Source organism: Aquicella siphonis (genome assembly GCF_902459485.1).
GTDB classification, from domain to species: domain Bacteria; phylum Pseudomonadota; class Gammaproteobacteria; order DSM-16500; family DSM-16500; genus Aquicella; species Aquicella siphonis.
In genome coordinates this window covers 1,021,493-1,041,078 of sequence record NZ_LR699119.1, presented here as the reverse complement: position 1 = coordinate 1,041,078, position 19,586 = coordinate 1,021,493, and the positions used below count along the sequence as shown (strand labels likewise).

14 protein-coding genes are annotated in these 19,586 nt (G+C 47.8%); 3 read left to right on the top strand and 11 right to left on the bottom strand.

Going from position 1 to position 19,586, the window contains the following annotated elements:
* Positions 1-79: 79 nt before the first annotated feature.
* Both AQULUS_RS04890 and AQULUS_RS04885 read left to right on the top strand, forming a co-directional pair.
* Positions 80-1,690 carry a protein kinase domain-containing protein gene (locus AQULUS_RS04890; protein WP_148338979.1) on the top strand — a complete coding sequence of 537 codons (1,611 nt, stop codon included), beginning with the start codon at positions 80-82 and terminating at the stop codon, positions 1,688-1,690.
* A 179-nt stretch (positions 1,691-1,869) separates the two neighbouring features.
* Positions 1,870-2,844 carry a quinone oxidoreductase family protein gene (locus AQULUS_RS04885; protein WP_148338978.1) on the top strand — a complete coding sequence of 325 codons (975 nt, stop codon included), beginning with the start codon at positions 1,870-1,872 and terminating at the stop codon, positions 2,842-2,844.
* Between the two features lie 138 nt (positions 2,845-2,982).
* On the opposite strand, the gene phnW is transcribed toward AQULUS_RS04885, so the two are convergent.
* The 8 genes from phnW to AQULUS_RS04845 form a co-directional block, all read right to left on the bottom strand.
* Positions 2,983-4,119 (bottom strand): 2-aminoethylphosphonate--pyruvate transaminase, encoded by a 1,137-nt coding sequence (gene phnW, locus AQULUS_RS04880; protein WP_148338977.1) that lies wholly within the window; start codon positions 4,117-4,119, stop codon positions 2,983-2,985.
* Entirely contained in the window at positions 4,109-4,930 is an 822-nt protein-coding gene (gene phnX / locus AQULUS_RS04875; RefSeq protein WP_148338976.1) for a phosphonoacetaldehyde hydrolase, read from the bottom strand. Before phnX ends, phnW begins: the two co-directional genes overlap by 11 nt.
* A complete protein-coding gene (locus tag AQULUS_RS04870; RefSeq protein ID WP_148338975.1) occupies positions 4,917-6,251 on the bottom strand; it encodes an MFS transporter in 1,335 nt (444 codons plus the stop codon). Before AQULUS_RS04870 ends, phnX begins: the two co-directional genes overlap by 14 nt.
* Positions 6,252-6,375: 124 nt before the next feature.
* The gene (locus AQULUS_RS04865; RefSeq protein WP_148338974.1) at positions 6,376-8,592 is read right to left on the bottom strand and encodes a hypothetical protein; all 2,217 of its coding nucleotides are present in this window, start codon (positions 8,590-8,592) and stop codon (positions 6,376-6,378) included.
* Positions 8,593-8,665: 73 nt separating this feature from the next.
* The gene (locus tag AQULUS_RS04860; RefSeq protein WP_148338973.1) at positions 8,666-10,147 is read right to left on the bottom strand and encodes a hypothetical protein; all 1,482 of its coding nucleotides are present in this window, start codon (positions 10,145-10,147) and stop codon (positions 8,666-8,668) included.
* 170 nt (positions 10,148-10,317) lie between these two features.
* Positions 10,318-10,863 (bottom strand): L,D-transpeptidase, encoded by a 546-nt coding sequence (locus tag AQULUS_RS04855; protein WP_148338972.1) that lies wholly within the window; start codon positions 10,861-10,863, stop codon positions 10,318-10,320.
* A 200-nt stretch (positions 10,864-11,063) separates the two neighbouring features.
* Positions 11,064-11,822, bottom strand: coding sequence for a tetratricopeptide repeat protein (locus AQULUS_RS04850; protein WP_148338971.1), 759 nt, complete (start codon positions 11,820-11,822; stop codon positions 11,064-11,066).
* 205 nt (positions 11,823-12,027) lie between these two features.
* Positions 12,028-14,559, bottom strand: coding sequence for a hypothetical protein (locus AQULUS_RS04845; protein ID WP_148338970.1), 2,532 nt, complete (start codon positions 14,557-14,559; stop codon positions 12,028-12,030).
* 428 nt (positions 14,560-14,987) lie between these two features.
* Between AQULUS_RS04845 and AQULUS_RS04840 the strand changes: the two genes are divergently transcribed.
* Positions 14,988-16,280 (top strand): hypothetical protein, encoded by a 1,293-nt coding sequence (locus AQULUS_RS04840; protein WP_148338969.1) that lies wholly within the window; start codon positions 14,988-14,990, stop codon positions 16,278-16,280.
* A 109-nt stretch (positions 16,281-16,389) separates the two neighbouring features.
* Here AQULUS_RS04840 and AQULUS_RS04835 read toward each other — a convergent pair whose 3' ends face one another.
* The 3 genes from AQULUS_RS04835 to AQULUS_RS04825 form a co-directional block, all read right to left on the bottom strand.
* Positions 16,390-17,127, bottom strand: a complete 738-nt coding sequence (locus AQULUS_RS04835) for a hypothetical protein (RefSeq protein ID WP_148338968.1) — start codon at positions 17,125-17,127, stop codon at positions 16,390-16,392.
* A gap of 228 nt (positions 17,128-17,355) precedes the next feature.
* Positions 17,356-18,756, bottom strand: a complete 1,401-nt coding sequence (locus AQULUS_RS04830) for a metallophosphoesterase (protein WP_172622738.1) — start codon at positions 18,754-18,756, stop codon at positions 17,356-17,358.
* Between the two features lie 74 nt (positions 18,757-18,830).
* Positions 18,831-19,568, bottom strand: a complete 738-nt coding sequence (locus AQULUS_RS04825) for a M15 family metallopeptidase (protein WP_148338966.1) — start codon at positions 19,566-19,568, stop codon at positions 18,831-18,833.
* Positions 19,569-19,586 lie beyond the last annotated feature (18 nt).

The following is a 19,586-nucleotide window of genomic DNA, read 5'->3' as shown; positions in this document are numbered from 1 at the left end:
TTGACATTCGTATAATAATAATATTAAATAATTCAAACACTTAAATAATCTGATTAAAAATAACGCAAAGGAGGCCGTCATGCACAGAAGTGACAACTTCGACCCCACTCTATTTGGCAGTGAAAATAAAAAATCATCCGCAGGATTGCCTGCTGTGAGAGTCAAACCCATTCCGTATTTTCCATCGCAGGGTGATATTGCCGATATCACGGACGCCGAGCACTGCGCCCTGATACCACATACAGAAGTCGCGACCATCTTGACAAACATAGAAAATATCCGCAAATCCCGGATAGAGCGCGAAGATGACAGGTACGCCAAGAACATGATAGGTGCCCGCTTCAATATCGTACAAAAAGACAAAGAATTCTATGCCATTTATCGGCTGCTGGGAAAAGGTGCCAGCGGAAGAGTCAAAGCGGTACAGAATATTCGCACAGGAAAATGGCGAGCCATGAAAATCCTCCCGGTTGCGCCGCAAATAATCACCAGCGAACAAGAGATGTTAACTGCCCTGGTAAAAACACAATCCGCAGCCACTGAACACAAGAACCTGCTGCTGTTAGGAGAATCCACCAGTCAGGAACCGATAGGAAAAAGAGATTCCGCCGTCAAAAATCCATTTCGGCTCACCTCGCTGCGTCCCGATAAAAATGAAATTCAGTGGAATATGCTGATGGACCTCGCAGAAGGCGTGCCTGTCAACTATTTTACGGATAAAAACACATGCGCACAGTATGTATTGCCAACCCATTACTGGCTGCAAATCGCCCTGGATATGATTCAGGCATTAAAAGACCTGCATCACCATCCCGCTTATCCTCTGTTGCATTGCGATATCAAGCCTGACAACATCATTTATGACATGGCGCGCAAACGTGCAAAGCTGATAGATGTTGCGCGTTCACTACCCAAGGACAGCAAGGGGATTTGCTCAGGCAGCGTCAGAGGAAGCTTTACGCACTGGACGCCTGCCCAGCGCATACAATGGAGAAATATCAAGACCGGCGGCTCCGTCGCAAACGATGAAATGCTGTTTAGCGAATCCGCCGACATACACGCTCTGCTGATCACCCTGGCTGAACTGTTCGGCCTGTTCGAACCGCCCCCAAACCCGAAATCATCCAATGATTTTCTTAAATTTCTAAATACGTTCAATCCGGATACAACCTATGTTGTCAAAAAAGACCATCCTTTGTATCAATCGAATACCCGGATCGGCGATCAAGGCATGCGTGAAAAAATTCTGGATTTCCTGCATGAGTCCACATCACATCCACCGGAATCCACACCCACCCTGGACGCTATGACCGGATTCTTTACTTCGATGCGCATAGCTTGTCTGACATTTGAATCCAGAATCAAGGTCGGCATTCTCGACGCAAACCACTATCTGGAATTAAAGCATGAAGAAAAAATGAAATTATGCGCATCCCTGGCCGCCATACAGGAAGTGCAGCTCGTCGATACCGCTGAGCATACGGATTATGAATACATGAAAATCCGCTGGGAATTACAGAAGATGGGCATCAACGTGGTGGGCACCCATGTTTACATTGCCCGTGAACCAACCCAGCTGAAAGAAATGATACAGGTTGAATATAATTCAGGGAGATTAAAAGATAGTTTTGAGTTTCACGACGTGAATGCATTGACACCTGTCAAACCCAATCACTTCGCGCTTGTTTGAACCGGGAACAGCGCACATGAAAGCAGACGCCGCTAGCAGGATGTTTGGCATGCAATTTCCTTGGGCATGAGCATCACACTGGAGTATAATTCCAGTGCCTTGAACGCGTACAATCTGTCAATCCGCGAACTGAAGCACGAGAGAGGCTTTGAAAAAACAGATAACATTAAGGATATCACATGAAAGCCATTCGCATTATGGAATACGGTGAAACCGATGCCTTGCAGCTGCTGGAAATGCCCGTCCCCCAGCCTCGGGCTGGTGAAGCGCTGGTACGATTGAAAACTGCCGGGTTGAACTTCATTGACATCTACATGCGCAAGGGCGTGCCGCGCGTCGCCCTGCCTGTTCCTTTCACTCCCGGACGCGAAGGCGCGGGCATAGTGGAAGCAATAGGCGACAACGTTACCGACATCAAACCCGGCGCGCGCGTTGCGTTTACCGGACAAGTGGGTTCTTACGCTGAATACATTCTGGTTAAGGCAGCAGAATTAATCCCTCTTCCTGATGATATCAGTTTTGAACTGGGAGCGGCTTTTCCGCTGCAAGGGATGACTGCCCATTATCTCACGCACGATTATTATCCCGTCAAAGCGGGAGATACGGTGCTGGTGCACGCCGCGGCAGGCGGTGTGGGATTATTACTGGTGCAATGGCTTAATCATATGGGCGCGCGGGTAATAGGAACCGTTTCTACAGAAGAAAAAGCGGAAACTGCCAGAGCCGCGGGAGCACATGACATCATATTGTACACGCAACAGGATTTCGTCGCGGAAACACTAAAACTGACTCATGGAAAAGGCGCAGATTACATCATTGACGGCGTCGGCAAAACCACTTTTACCAAAGATCTGGACGCTGTCCGCCGCATGGGATGGATAACTCTTTTTGGTTCTGCAAGCGGCCCTGCAGAACCCTTGCTGCCTAATTCATTACAAGCCAAATCCATTACTGTGTCAGGCGGAAGTCTCTTCAATCATATTCAGTCCCGGGAAGATTTGCTCCGACGCTCGAGGGACGTAATAGACGCTATACGCGCAGGCTGGCTCAAGTTTAAAATTGACCATGTCTTTCCGCTTGCGCAGGCATCGGAAGCACAGCATTTGCTTGAAAGCCGCCAAACTTCCGGTAAAGTGATATTGAGCATGGAATAAGCTTACAGATTCCGGCATTCAACACGCAAGGCGTGCACAATAAGAAAACGCATGATTGCAGTCGCCGCCTTGTCCCTGGCTGGCTGCTATAAAAAAAATCTTCACCAGGAAAGTCCTGCGTAACGCGTACGTGCAACGCTATCTGTGCTGCGCGATATATCTTCGCACTTGTTCCACAAAGCGCAGGACATCACTTGGAAACAAGTGTCCAATAGAGCCAATTCGAAATGAGCTCCGGTTTGCCACCTTGCCAGGATAAATAACAAAACCTCTCTCCTTCAAATACTGATAAAAGCCGGCAAACTCAAACTTCCGGGTAGTTTGCGGAATGCGATCCGGCTCAAGAAATGTAGTGATGATTGGCGATTGCAAGGCCTGATCGATATAGGTTTCAAAACCCAGTTCAGTCATGCCGGCCGATAATAATGCCTGGTTTTCCCTGTATCGCACCGCTCTTGCCCTCACTCCGCCTTCCTGCTCAAGCTCCGCCAGCGCCTGCCTGAAGGCCAGCACAGCGTGCGTGGGCGAAGTGTAGCGCCACTTGCCAGGGTCAGCTTCCATCTCCTTCCATTGCGCAAATAAATCCAGCGATAAGGATTTGGAATTGTCCCGGCATAAATGATTCAGAGTTTCACGCTTGCAAATGACAAATGAAAACCCGGGCACCCCTTGAATGCATTTATTGGCCGAACTGATGAGAAAATCCATATTGAGACGCGTGACGTCGATTTCCATGCCGGCGAAACTGCTCATGGCATCGACAATAAAATATTTTCCATGCTGGCGCGCGAGATCTGACACTGTGTCCAGGTCATTGAGAATACCGGTCGTGGTTTCGCAATGAACCATGGCAACATGCGTAATGGAAGGATTGTTTTCGAGTATTTGATGAACCACTGTGCTGTCGAAAGAAGTGTTTTCAGGAGCCTCGTACACCGTATGAGGCAAGGACAAGACCTTTGCTATATCCGTCATGCGCCTGCCATATACACCGTTTTGCAGAATCAAGATGTGATGCCGCGATTTGTTCACCGAAGAACCCAGCACAGATTCCACGCCGAATGTGCCGCTTCCTTGCATCAATACCGTCGTGTGGCTGGATGGATCACATCCGGCAGCCGCGAGCAACCGTGCGCGAATTTCCATGACCACTCCCTTGTAATCCTCATCCCATGTGCAAGAGTCAAACCTCATTGCAGCTCTCACGGTCGGACTGGTTGAAAGAGGCCCGGGAGTCAACAAGATATAGGGGTTTTGTATCTCTTCATGCTGCATAAACTTTCCTCATGGCAAGCGCATCGTTTATTTTCAAATGGATTGATTCAATCAGACTGGGAAGTTCGTCAATGGTTTCAATCACATGATCAGCTCCGGCCGCAAGCATTTCATATTTGATATGCCTGACCCTGTTACGCAGCTCTTGTGCCGGCATGTCCTTCACCTCTTTTTCTGCCAATCCCAGCATGCTTCCACCCATAATCACACCCACGGATCGGCACCCGGCGTTTGCGCCTTCCTGGATGTCAACCAGCGTATCACCTACTTTAATGACATTGCGGACATCTTTCACTTCCAGCACTGCGAGATTTTGCTGCAACATGTAAGGATAAGGACGCCCATGGCGGACTTGATCAGCGCTGACAACGGCATCCGGACTATAGCCTTGCTCTCTCGCGCTATTGGCGACAATAGTAATCATCTCCCGGGTATAACCCGTCGTTGAACCTATCTTGATATGGTGAGCACGCAGATAATCCTGGACCGCCAAAACACCATTGATAAGACCGGTATGTTGATGCAGCGTTGAAAAAATATTTTTTTCAAATTGCTGATAGATTGTTTCAATGTCATGCCGTTCAGGGAGCCTGCCATATAACAAATTAAAATCATCGCGAACCTGCTTCAAATCCATGATGGCTGTTATATGATCGATCTTGAGCATGCCCATGGGTTTGCGTATCTCATCAAGCCCGACATCCAGGTTGCGGGCGGAAAAAGCATTTTTCATCGCATGAATGGGCGCCATGCAGCCATAATCGACCGTTGTGCCGGCCCAATCAAAAATCACCGCTTCAATTTGTTTCATAGATAATTTCTGCCTCCATTTTTTTGTATTCTGCCGAAATCACTCTGGCGAAACTGACAGTCATCATATAAGCCATAAACAGAAAAACCGATAAAAGCAGGATGACTGCCTGATACCCCCACAGATCCTGCAGCCATGGCAGCAGCAGAACACCGAGGAAAGACCCGAATTTCGCAAATCCTGCAATCAGACCGTGACCGGAGCCGCGGATTTCAACGGGATACGAAGTCGCGGAAAGCAGGTAAGTTGTCACATCAGGGCCCAGATTAATCGCGAAATTGAATACGACAAACAAAATAATGATGATGGAGTCCAGGCGCAAATCAGTATAAAAATATCCCGCCAGCAAAAACAGGCTGATGCCGGCCCAGAAAAACCCAAATTTTTGCAATCTTATCAGATCCACTTTTTCGATAACAAATATGGCCGCCAGGGCGCCTAATGCAAAAAACAGATTGATAATCAGCGTCCCCCAGACCGTGCCGCTGCTTAATAAGGGATGATAGGATAGGGCGAAATGGTTCTGGAGTGTATTGATCTGCATCGCCTGGAGTAAATAGGGAACAAAAAAATTGATGCCGTAATATGCCACATCCATAAGAAACCACGCCCCCAACAGGCACAGGGTAACGCTGCGATAATCAGGACTGAATAAAATCCTGGCGCCGTCGAACAACGACCTCCCTGCCTCGCCAGTTTGGTGACTTGATGTTATTCGCGAATTTTCAGCATAAAGCCACTGCTGACTCTCGGGCAGCAAAGTTGACCAGATATAGGCGGCCAGTGACGGCACAGCAAGACTGGCTATCATTACCCGCCACAATACCGGATCCCGACAGACACAGGACAACAGGATTGCCACGATACAAGCGGCCGGCGCCGCGAGGCAGTTAATAAACATCAAGACAGCCGATTGACGTGCCAGCGCAGCAGCCGGCGTCATTTCAGTCAGATACGCTGCGCACAAGGGATACAGTGTTCCCGCGAGACAACCATCTAACAGGCGCACGATCAACAGGGAGGAATAGTCAAAAATCAAACTGCCTGACAGACTGACCAAGACCAGCATCAGAAAATTCCAGACCAGCAAGCGATGCCGGCCGAATAAATCCGCCAGTCGGCCAGCCAGCACCGCCCCCGTCACCGCGCCTAGCGGAACCGCCGATTGCGCGATACCGATTTGCCAGTTTGACAAAGTGAATTCGGCCGCATAAAACGCCTGAATCAATGAAGAGCTGTAAAAAACATATCCCGCAATAAACAATCCCAGCGAACATAGAAAGCTGACGGCGCGGGCTTTTGAACACTCCGGTTCCAGCATTGCATCATCCCTGATTCATAACCTGAATGCAGGAATTATACAGGCGAATGACAAATACGTGAAGTTATGCGCTGTCAAATAATTATATCAGGGACATCCTGTAAGACTTGACAATCCATCATCGCTAATGCGTAGCCAGTTTTAAGTTCGGATTTGCAGGCTTTTGCTCTGCTGTGTCGCTGCCTTCCTTGAACACACCCAGTTTAGACAATTGAGCGGATTGGCTTGCCTGACTGATGATACGCGCTTCGACAATAATTTTAGACAGCAGTGTATTCTGTCCGGCAAGCGCGCCTGGCGCAGACACTTCCGCCAGGCTTTGTTGAGCTTTCTCCATGAGCGCCAGAGCGCGGGAACTGCATGATTGAGAGAGAAGCCGCTCCATGCAGACCAAAATTTCATTATACAGAGAGCGTTCGTGCTCCGGCATGAACACATAAGCTGCGCGCTTCTCTTCAGCATGAACCAGAAAGAGCCTGACGAGCGGAATCAGCGATTTGCACCTGCCATTCATTTCTGCTTCAGACAAGATATCTGACAGCCTTGCCAGCACCTGATTATAATTGTAGTCTTCCGCCGTGAGCACCTTGATATCCGAGGACTTTGTCGCCAGGTGGCAGACATCATGTAATGACTTGAACGAACCGCTAGACTTGCTGCGAATGCCTTCCGTGCCAAACGTGTTACCCTGGTTGCCGGTCATCAAGAGCACATGTTGCGACTTGGCCACAAGCTGGAAAATACGCAATTGAAATTCATCAGACAATGACACCTCTTGAGACCTGGCGAAATATTCCAGCATTGTCCGGCACAAATCATGATAATAAGTAATGCCGGTTCGGTTTTCCCCGCTCGCGCAACCAAACCAGACAGCGACGGTCTGCAGGGATTTATCCGCGAATTGCGATGCAAGCTGGTTATTCAAGGTGGCGGCCTGCGTAAGAAAGTGAATAATATCCAGGCCCTTGACATATAAATCAAGCGGGGTGAATTGACCTTGCAGTTTTTCAACCTGCTCAACCATGCTCAGAACACGAGCCACGTCAGGGTGAGACGCATCCAGTTTGCCCGTGTTGGCCTTGATAATCTCCGTCAGACTGCGAATTCCCGAATAATTATTATATTCAATCATCCTGAAATAATTTAAACATATCTTGGCAAAAAATACCCGCCTGTCAGTCAGGCGCGAGGAAGCTGATTCAGTCAGTTTGATGCTGCGGCTGTCGTCGGCCGTGTAATTTCGTCTGTTTATCCATTCATAAGTTTTTAGCCATCTGTCGCCCAAGTCACTATTCAGGCAAATCATGACCATGGCATCTGCCTGACATAGTCGTTGTTGCTGCAGCATATTCAGATATGTCATTGTCTGCGCGGTCTCTTCATCCTTGTGACTCAGGTATGCCGCTGTAGCCGAATGAAAATAGGAATTGATAATTTCTGGCTTGGCTGTTCCGGACTGAGCGAAGACCGTCTGCTGATAAGAGTTTTTGCATAGCGGGATCACTGCTCTTAGCTGGCTGGGAATGACGCACTTACCAGACAGGATCGCACCTTTGTGATATCGTACAAGCTTCCTGTTAAAATCGGATAATTCATTAAACCACTTCTGGTCATCCAACTTATCGAATAACATTGTCTGGTCGGCGGTCAGCTCGCTGCACGGCTCATCAAGAATGATCATTCGCACACATTTGAGATCGCTTTCTGTCTTGATGATGGTGCACACCCGCATGGAAGGTCTCTCCAGCGCTGCCCAGTCTTTTGCCTGGTCAAGCGCTGAATTGATGAAATTGATGTCCAGCTGATCCGCAAAGGCGTGAACGACATTGATAAGCAGACTCTTTCCTTCCGACAGAATACGCAATAACCTTGCGTCATCCGCAACCGCCATCATTTCAAAAAATGAATCCGTAATGATTTGCTTGACATGCATGACCGCCTGCAAACAAGCGTTTTGATCAATCTGATAAATGCGGCAAAGCGCGAGAGCTGCGAGCAGGTATGCATAAAACAGGCGAAGATAATTCAGGGCTTCAATGTTTTTTTCAAGATAAGGAGCCTGGTCGACGATGACCATATCCACATACCGCACCCATACCGGCTTGTCACCGTCTATCTCTGTGACAAATGATGAAATACCATGCTTGTTATCGATGATGGACCTGAGCGTTATAATCTGATCATAGATTTCTCTTATCAATTCGCTTGCGGACGGACATTTGCGATCCCGCATGTCAAGACATCTTATCGCGTCTTCCTTGACGGGAACGGCCTCATCGAAACGGAACTTTCCTAGAATGCTCGAAACCATCTTGATTTGTGCAAGCATTCCTGACCGCATATTTTCAGCACTCCCTTTTCAACATCGTGAATGGATATGTTTCATCAGCAATATATCATGCCGGCAAAAAGGGTCACACTTTTGTGACGGTGGACTTGGCGGCGGCAACTTTGGATGTTTCAGCCTGGGAAACCTGCGTGAATCTGCTCCAGCAGGCTGTCCCGAATTCCGCTTCCTGCTCCATCATTTTCAGTGCGACGACGTATGATTTCTCAGTCAGCTCTTTTGCCTTGCCTTCATCAATCACAGCAATATCTTCTTCTGAGCGGGCAAATACGGATCCGAAAATGGAAAAACTGGCAAATGAAAAAGTCATAAGCTGGGATCGCTTGACGGCGTGAACCAATTCATTGTACATGAAAATGACTCTTCCAGGATCAATGACCGCGTTGTCAAACGCCTCATGGCGGACCGCCGCGTTTTTTTTATCCGCTATCAGCCGCATATTGCGTATATGGCATCGAACCAGAATCTCATGAATCACCCGGTCTGAATTTCTTTTGAGAAAATCATGAAACAACGGCATCTTGGGCAAGACCGCCCAGTATTCACAATTGATCATGTCATTTTTCGCGCAATACATCTTAATGACATTCTCACCCTTCACAGTCAGCTTGCCGGGAATGGTCAATTGCGCCAGAGGCCTGAACCGCTGCGAAATATCCAGCATCCAGTCCAGAAATTCGTAAAAGCAGATGTCCAGGGTTTCCGGACAGGTCTCCAGTTTTTTTACCAAAGCTGTTTCCTGGGGTGTAAAAGGATTATTGCTGAAATAAGCTGTTGCGACCGCGTCAAGACTGGGAAAATACCATGGCTTCGCGTGTGTAATATTGGGAAAGTGTATAATATCCTGCTCATGAAGTTGAAACGCCGTTTCCGGATCGCGGCTGATCAGGTGCCCTGGCAAGACATTATCCACATTGGGGCGGCCGCCTTTGACTTTGCATGTCACATCCCAAAACGCGCAATCAGCATCGAATATTTGCAAATCAGTGGTGATATTCCCGCAGTGCGCATCGTCTTCATGCATGCGGAACAAGACAGCAAGCAGACGGATAAACCGGGTTCGATATGCCGGATCCTTTAATGACTCTTGTGTCAACTGCGAATCCTTGTGCTTGAAAGTGTTGAAATTTGGAATTTCGAGTGAACTCAGGGCAACAGGTTTATCGTTTTCATCATAACGGACATAACAGCGAGTCACCCCGTACAACAGCGACATACTGTAAAGATGGCCCATGAAGGATTCGCAATATAACATCGCTTCATTATCATTGAATTTCAAAAAATGCACGCTTTGATCTTTTGGGTTATTTCCACAAACAACCCGATGAGATGAATTTCCCAGTCCCTGATCAGATTCATCATAGGAAATCTGCGCTAACGGCAAAGAATAAGGAGGATGAGACTCAATGATTTCAAAATCCTCTTCATGCAAATCTTCGCCGCTATCGACAAGGACAAAGCCTTCGTCTGCGTCGTCGTTTGCCTCAATATCAAGAGAACCTGATGCCAGTGGTTTAGCTTCATTGTTACGCAGGCTGTTCAATGCCATACACCACCCCTATGATCAAAATATGTACAAACCATTTTGACGTATTATTATTAAAAGGATCTTAAATCCATTCACTGAATATTTATGAGTTAACATAGAAACATTAAGGAAATCTTAATGAAAACGTCTGCTTGAACCAGCGTCAATCGCGCAATGCGGCCAGGACTCTGTCACTCGTAAGGCATGACGATAACTCTGGTGCCGCGATACTGATTGGCCAGTGAGGGACCCTCAACAAAATGATAGCGCAGCCATTTCGCGTCATCGATGTGCAGCCTGACACAGCCATGACTGGCATTACGGAACTGGATGTCCGATGATCCGTGCAATGCCTGCCCGCCATTAAAATACATGCAATAAGGCATAGGCGCATCGTCGTATTTGTTTGACACACAGTTGCTGTTACCAAGCGAATAAACGCGAAATTCCCCGGTTTTTGTCCGGCAAGAACTGTCTGTGTCGGGACAATCATCCGCGCCCGCCGTGGCGATGCCCCAACGCACCAGTTTTCCGGAAGCATTGTATGCACCCCACATATGTTGTCTTGGATAAACAACCACCGCTTTTTCCGCATGACTCTGAACCCATGCGGGAACCGGGGCGCCTTCCGTATCAAATGGCGAACCGCTGATTTCAATGACCTGGGCGTAAGCAGTTGACGAGAAAAATATACTGACAGTGGCGGGTAATAATAATGAACAATGGATGCGGGGCAAAGTCTATCCTCCCTGTCATTCATGCTTTCATTTTACCCCAGAAAAAGGCCAGCCAGTTTTTTTCAATCTATCTAATTGAAATATAATGGCAAAATCTAATAATCAGGTATGACTGGCCCAAACAGACGCGCAGCCAGGCATCATGCCGCGCCCGGCGCGCTTCCACGGATCAGCCAGGCGCGGCATGAAATGAGATGGAATCAGGTGGGGGTCAGCCTTTCTATGAGCTTAATCGCGCAGGGCTCAACCATGTCTCGCGCCTTTTTATCCGCCTGTGTTGCAGGTTTTGTGGTTAACGCCTTATTCAGCCACATAATGGCTTGTTCTTTATCCTTGGGAACCGTGATGCCATATGCGTAACGTGCAGCAATTGCATATTGAGCAAATGGCAGGCCTTTTTTGGCCGCTTCGCGATATAATTCAGTCGCCTTGGCTCTGTTTTGCTGTGTGCCCATGCCAATATCGTAATCCATGGCGAGCTTCAGCTGCGCATAAGCACTGCCCAGAATCGAAGCTTTAAAATGCGTCAGATAAAAATCAACCTTGAGTTTTGAAGCGTCCGCGGGATTCGCAGGCAGCGTGAAGCGCCCCGCCATTTTATCCAGCACCTGCGTACACAGCTTCATACTGTTGAGATAACTGATTTCACCTGCGCTCAGGTTTTCCCGGGAAACATAAGTACATTGTCCAGACTTGATCAGTGATATCAACCTGGGATCATCATCCACGGAAAGCGGGGGATTTTGCTGCTGGCAATGATAATATCCCTGGACCGCGCAATCAGAAGGCTTGCAATGATTGTTTTTGTCCGTTCTGGGCGTAGGCCAGCATTGACTGCAAGCCGGATCCCACTGTCCATTCATATAAAGACCACCGGATGTTTTCGCATACACAGCCGCCGGGAGCATACATAAGGCAGCCGCAATGGCAACTGCATTTTTCATGTGTCGTCTTTCCATGTGCACCTCATTTATCTGAGTTTGACATTCATCACCGGCCGCTGATGAAAAAGCCGTTGAAGTTCCGGCTCGACTCGAGCAGCAGCCATCAGATAATCTAGCACAAATCCCCCCGTCACGCGTCAAGTAAAAAAGCCCGCAAGAGATGTGTGAAACCTGATATTCCGGCCCAGCCAGGTTTCACACCCGGTCTCCGGAAGCTGTTTCATAATGCGCTGGGCGCGGGATTGGACTGGTCTCCTCCCAGAACCGCTGCGATGAGCTCACAAGCCGCTTTAGGCGATAAAAGAGGCCGATGTGAATCCCTCGCAAATATGCTCACATCCGCTACGGACTGTGAAGGGCGTGTACTAGACGCATCCTGAACATGCCAGGACAGACCGCCAAGCTCCCGCAGCGGCATCTCCATGACAGCCGGCATCATCCTCGCTTGCGCCACGCGTTGTGATTTTTGAAGTTTGAGAAAAGCAAGCACGCGCTCTCCCATATCCAGCATGGCATCAAGTTTCCTGTCAATTTGGATGCGCTCATCTTCAGCCGCATGATCTTCATTCAGTTTGAATGAAAAATATTCTCGCATTGATTTCAAGGAATCACACAGTTGCGTATACGCGGATATTTCAGCATTAAACTCTTGCCGCGCGGTTGATTGACTTTCCTGCGGCGCCTCCATCCGCTGGATTTCCAGAATACGATTGCTGATTTCGCGGAGTATAAGATTAACCTTCGCCAGTCTGGTGATAGGCGCGCTTTTTTCCATTGCCTGACCGGAATCCGCCCGCTGCCCGGATGAGAAATCGGCCTGTAAATGACGCTCTATCCTCATTAACTCCCTGTCAATATCAGCATCTGTCACCAGCGGCGCTTGCGCACTCTGAGAAGGTTTTCTGGCTGAAGAGGAAAGCACGGGCGCTGCATCTGCCGCGATGGCCTGTCCGTCAATCCCTGGCGTTTCCGTCGGCTTGCATTGCGCATCCGCAGCATGGCGCGCTGGAAAAGCTGCTTTTTTGCCCTGAACAATTGCCGCCGTCTTCATGAATGGCAAAATATTTTGTTCGCTATTTCGCACCGCTTCGGGCTGCATGTGATAAATCTGCGCCAGCAGGCCCGCAACTTCAAACATCTCGTGTTTCACCGATTCAACCGTTGGTTCCTGTTTGTTTTTTGGAACACGGTCTCGGTACTCCTTGATACGTTTGTCTAGACGGGAAATGATAGCGTAAGTGGAATCAAGAATAGCCTTGATCTGCTCCGGAAACAATTCCTGGTCTTCCAGCTGCATTGCATTTCTATTCATCTTTTGTATGCGCGTGAATGATTCCTTCACGGCGTCAACGCTATTTTTTACCTGTTTGCATAACAATCCAAGGACATTGAAAATCCGGCTGAAATGCAAAGGGTTCTTGACATAAATTTCACCCAGTTGTTTGATGCTTTTCAGCAAATGCGTGCTCAAATACTGAATGGAAATTGTCTGGTGTATCAATGCCGCGAATTGTGCCAGTATTTTTGACCGGTTATATAGATCCGCGTCAGTGTCAACCGGAATAAACTTTGGTGTTGTGTTAATTGTCCTGGCATCCAAACGTGTCGTGATAAAATTTTTACATTTCCTGAATTGGGTTCGAATACTTTCCATTTGCTCTTCAAGCAGCCGCAGCTCTTTTGATTCGTCTGAATTGAATTTGAGCGACGCCCCCCTGAGATACTCAAGACGCTGCAATTCCGGCAGAACAAACAGCCGATCAGGCGGTATGACCTCACCGCAGCCCAGGCGCGTGTCCGGATCCAGTGTATGCAGGTAGTAATTCGCAAGAGAAATCACCCAGTTCTTGAACGGGGAATCCGGAACATGCTTTTCGGAATCCGATCTCAATACCAGGCCCTTGATTTCCGAGTGTATGTATTTGCGTCTCAAAAGCCCCTGCGTAAGCTCATCCATGGTAACCATTTTGACAAGATTCCAATCCTTCTCTTTCACGACCAGTTTGGCAAAACTGCGAACCAGCTGGCTGGTATGTGAAATGCAGGCTTCCCGCAGCTCAGTCACCATTCCTTCCAGTGACAATGCGTCACGATGCCTCTCCAATTCCTGCTGCGCCGTAAGCAGATAGGCATAAACCGGGTTTAGGCGGCTGAAATGCTGGGTGTTTTCGCGATCCTGCATAGAGGCGTACGCATTGATGAAATTGGTGATCGCATCGAGGTAAGCGATATCATAATCATAACCTTCAAAGTTCAGGCATTTTGATTCGAGAATATAAAGCAGATAGGAAATCACACCTGCTGTAATGTCTTTGTGATCGTCGCGGCTAAAATAATATTCCTTCAGCTTCAGCATGGCATTGAGTACGGACTCACGATAGTTAGACAAGATGATATCCGTACACCTGGGCATGGATTTACCGATATCTTCAACTTGATCATCTGTAAAATGCATGGAGTCTACCGTGCTTGACGGCTTGTCAGGATCCAATTTGAATATGGGCGGAAACCCCTTGATTTCATGATTGTCAGGGATAAAAATGCGGGCCAAATGTTTTTCATGCAAATGATTGATCGCTTCAATAGCTTCCCTATGCTTTTTTTCCTCATACTGTTTATATGCCTTATATGTATAGGTCGCGGCGGCCACGGTGACAGCCACACCCGCAGCGGTGGCGATGACAGGCAATGCGGCCGGGTTGGCAGCCAGACTGAGAGCCGAGATACTTCCAAGCGGATTTCGAAAGGTCATAGCACTAAACTCCTTTTAGTTGTCATGCACATTCCATTTATCCTTCCCACTCTTAAATCCTCCTCTTTTGAACTTAAGGTTTGCTTAAATGGCAGTGTTCGAGGAAAGATTCCGGATCTTATGTGTGAAATCTGGCCATGCCATGAATTTGTGAAGCAATCATGGCGGCATGAACAAGGGCAGCCGAGATTGATGGATGCAATCCCGCTAACAGCCGTGTCAATCCCGGCTTAAAAAGAACAAATCATTGCGAATCCGGCATGTTCATCACGAACTCATGCCTGAAAGAAATTTATCATTTCAATTACTTATAGATAATATTTCATAGCCATATCGAACAATCCGGACATGCACGCCACGTGCGGCGACAAGCAATTCAACACCAGAAGAATTATAATATTAATAAGAAGAAAAACGAGGGAAAACTTATGGATATAAGATCAACCTCATCAGGCTCAGTCACCTTCTCCAGCGATGATGTCATTCAGAATAATGGCGTTTTTATTTACAAGGCGCAGGTGCCCGCAAAACATTATCCCGTGACGAAGGGATTGCCTTTGGCCAGCGAAACCAGTCTGGATATAACAGGCAAGTTAGCGTCATTGGGCTTGACCTTGTTTGACATTGCCACCAATTTCACTCTGACATTTCTGGCCGCGCAACATCATCATCATAACAGACCCGTCAATTACAGCCATGTCCTGATGCAACAAAAAATCCATATGCAAATGCAGGAAGAGGAATACTACAAATCCGATATCATGAAACCCCGGCACGGACATGCTTTCGGGGCAAAAGACGATATCTTATTCAATCACTCGGATCGTCCCGATGCTGAGCATGCAAACATCTGGCTGGTCTCGTTCCAATCGCCTGACGATATCAAACTGAACAAACTGGACACGTCCCAGGCAATCGTCTGTTTTTCCAGGGAAGATGCCCTGCATCTGGCGCAAAGCGCAGGCGTTCTCGCAGCTCACACCACCCCATCCCTTTTTGCGCCGCACCCGGTAGTTGTCAGCACCCCCTCCGGCATGATCAAGAGCATTGCCAAAGACACTATCTATGACAACCAGAAAAACATGTTACACAGACGAAAAAATGAAATTCTGGATTACATCGCCCGCAACAAGGACTTGCATGACAATATCATGAAATTTGTCATGCCGCCGGCGGCGCGCCTGAATGAGCTTGATTATCATGCCCTGGCAGACACCTTGAAAAAATACGCGCTCGTGGAAGCGGGCAATACTAATAGAGATGCGCCATTTTATCATATGCTCACGGTGTTTTTACAACTAGATGCGGATGTGTATAACCGATACATGGAACATGTCAAACACAGCGACAGCATCCAAGGTGAATTCGATAAATTTGATCGTGAAACTGCGGCCTTGCTGAGTAAAGTGAATGCATACACTGCAAGCGCTTTGCGGTCTTACATCCGGGACAAGAAAGATGAAATACTGAAGATATGTGAGAAGGAAAACATGACCACACTAACATCGTTAAAAATACTTAATCATTTTGTCACCGACTTGCACACTCTCGACTACTCCAGAATTTACAGAGAATCATCGAAAAAAAGCATGTTATTTGACGTGGATCCCGGCCTAATAAAAACCCTTATCGACAAGCAATTAAACATGACTGATACCACTTCCTATGTCAATCATCAGGCCAGGGAAGAACTCAAACGGCCAGACACACATCCGCATTGAATCCAGCATGACGGCATGCGCTTATATCTTAGAAACAAGGCGGATAACCCGGCATCCGCCCCCGCCTAAAATTCCAGCGAGGGATTGTTTTATCCGCCTTGAGTCATTATTAATAACGCATTGTCAGATTATTTCTCTTTGGTTTTTGTACTTCATGGCTCAGCGCGCTATCAACCGAGATCATGGCTTCGAGTATTTCTTTCGCATTATTGATGCAAGGCTGCATACTGCTGTTTGACTTTCTGCAGGAGGCAAAAAACCTCATACCCGCATAATGCTGGTTTTCCGCGGATTGCGCCCTCTCAAGCGCATCCTTCACTTTATCCCTGGCTTCTGCCACCACTTCAAAATATGTTTTTTGTGGAATTGACCGCAGCAAATCGTCCATAGCCTGATTAAACTGCATCAGGATCGGCTTCTTGTTACTGCCGCTGTATTGATTCATTTCCTTTTTTACTTCCGCTATCTGACGAACAATTTCATTTTTTCTGTCTTGAAGTCCCAGCGCTTCGTAAACGAATGTTTCTGGCTTTTTGAGAGCAGGCACGGCTTTGTAAATAAACTGCCGGAACGCTTCCCTGTCAACCTCACTCCCATGCCGGCTTTGGACTCTGAATGTTTTTGCCAGATAAGCGCGCATAAAAGCAATATTTTCCAGCTGCGACATGAAGTATTCCTGAACTTTTTGAATTTTCTCTTCATCCAGGCTGATGACGTCGCACGCACGGTTGATTTCATCTAGCCTTTCATTAATGAAAGCTCTCAATTCATCGCCGACGTAAGCATTATTTTTATAAATCAGAATGTTTATACGTTCTTCAACTTTCACATAAGCATGACTTCTCATATTATCATCCCCGCTGATATTAACCGTCCGCACCATCGTAATTTGATGGATGAATTTTATGATCATTCTACAAAGCGGTTATCAACACGAAGATGACTGAATAATTACAAGTTTGTCATTTGAGGCGGACAAGAAGGCAAGGAGCCGGAGTGCACAGATGAGCCCGGAACGGCGACCGCTAAAGCAATCCATTAAAAATTGACTGCTAGCCGTTTATTTTACCGAGAATTAATTCAGGCATTGCATGTAATCCTCCGGCTTCACATGATGGATGGCGCACCAGTAATACGGATTCCACTGCGTGGTGATAGGCTGGCTTTTGGTTTGAAGCGCATAATAGGATTTATAATAATCGGCTAATATACCGCGCGGCCGCAAACGGTTCATGCCGTCAACAACCGGGCATTGATGACAATTCTGCGCATAGGTGCGCTTGAAATCATACTCCCTGAGCCACGATTGCCCGCCATTCAAGGGAAAATAATAAGTCGTGTAATCAGCTATCTGTAATGTGGCATTTGAATAAGAATAGATTTTAAAGCCGGGATTATTACCGTAAACAGGACTGATCGAGGGAACGCCCGTAACAGGCACCTCATGACCATTCGGAAAGGTCAGAACCTGGAACCAGTCTGAATGCAAATGACCGGCAAATATGCCGGAAATCTGCGGCGCAAACTGGCTCAGCTCCGCCTGAAAGCGCTGGATATACTCATTCTTCCATAAGGAAATCAGGCGAATCAACCGCGTGCGCAAGGTTGCGTACACATCCACACCCTCGGGAATATGCATGGCGACAAGCACATGCTGGCCCCTGTTTTTTGCCTGCAGCAATTGTTCATGCAGCCAGTCGAGCTCTGCCCGCGCGGCCTGACTTATCCCCTGACCTTTGGCCTTGGATGAAAACAGATTGGTATTGAGGATGATCAACCGCAAATCCCGCTGGCCAGACAAGGTCACGGCATAATAGCCCGCGCGTGGAAACTGCGCCCGCATGGTCTTGCGGTCAGCTGGTTCAGAAAGCAGCCTGGACCAGAGCAAAGAAACATCCCTAAAAAAGCTCCCGCCAGGCTGGGTAACATAATCACCCCGATAAGAATCATTGTTTCCCACCGCAATATAAATATTCAGATTTGGAAATGCAGCAACCAGCTGGGCTGTTAAAAACTCAAATGTCTTGAGCGTGAAAGCCTGAAACCCGCTGTAACTGGTGTCACCAGAATATTTTTTATAATCGGAACGAAAGTTGTGCCCCAGTGAATCACCCAGAACCATTACAAATTTAGCCCCTGACTTTTCCGCGGCGTGCCGGGACGCAGCGAGCGCCGATGTCAATAAAGGGTAATTTGTGTCTTCACCGTATTTTGCCGGATGAGTATCGAATTCGGCGAATATCCCTGCCCATTGCACCGAAGGCGCACGCCGCAGCTTTTCGATCAGCGGACAAGGTTTCGTATAGCCGCAAGAGACAAACGGATCGAAATGAATATCCGACAAAGCTAGAAAGCGGGTTTGCCGGGTCTCCGCGGGGAGCGGGGACGGCGGCTTTGCCGCAGCGGCGGCGCAGCACAGAACAAGGAGCAACATCAGACAGCGCACCGGACAAAGCCAGCGTCTCAGCAGGTTCATAAGCAATTCCATAGTCATGAACGGATAAAAGACCATCCCCATTTTATACCGGCACCTGGCGGATAAAAAGAGTGTTAGTCGACATCAAAATTGAAATAGGTATCCGGATAAGGTTCCGGCCTGAAAGTAAAATGCCACCATTCATTTTCGTACGGCTCAAAACCATTAGCGATCATGACTTTTCTGAGCAGCATGCGGTTCCTGAACGCAACGGCAGAAATTTCCCGGTTCATGGCGTGCGCCGCGGGATCCAGACAATCAAAACCCGTGCCCATGTCCATGGTGTTATCCGGAAAGCGTTTGCCAGGCGGCGCATCACAGGACACAAGCGGCACGCCGGGATGATACGCCGGCTGATGGGCGGCGGGGATTGAAACGATGGTCAAATCCACCGTGCTGCCGCGGCTATGCCCTGAACGTAACGCGACATAACCCAGCTTGAACACATCAGCCTTGTTCACATGAGGATAAAATTCCAGTTTCATTTTCTGATCGGACTTATCCCGGCTCCAGACAACAAAATCTTCCACCGCCTTGACGGGGCGGTAACAATCATACACTTTTAGTGATAATGAGTAGCGGGATAATTCTCTCTGCGCACTGCGCAAGGCATTGGCAGCCTGCCGCGTCAAAATGCAGACTTTTGACTTGTAACCGCTTACGGGTCTGCCGATAAAATTATGATAGCCGGCGTAGCGCATTTCCTGCATGATCTCCGAATCGACAGCACTCAAATATACAAATCCTGGCGGCAAAGCGTAAACAAGCTGGATGCCGCAAAACAAAAAAAGCAAAAACCGGAATATTTTCATATTGATTCCCTGAATTTC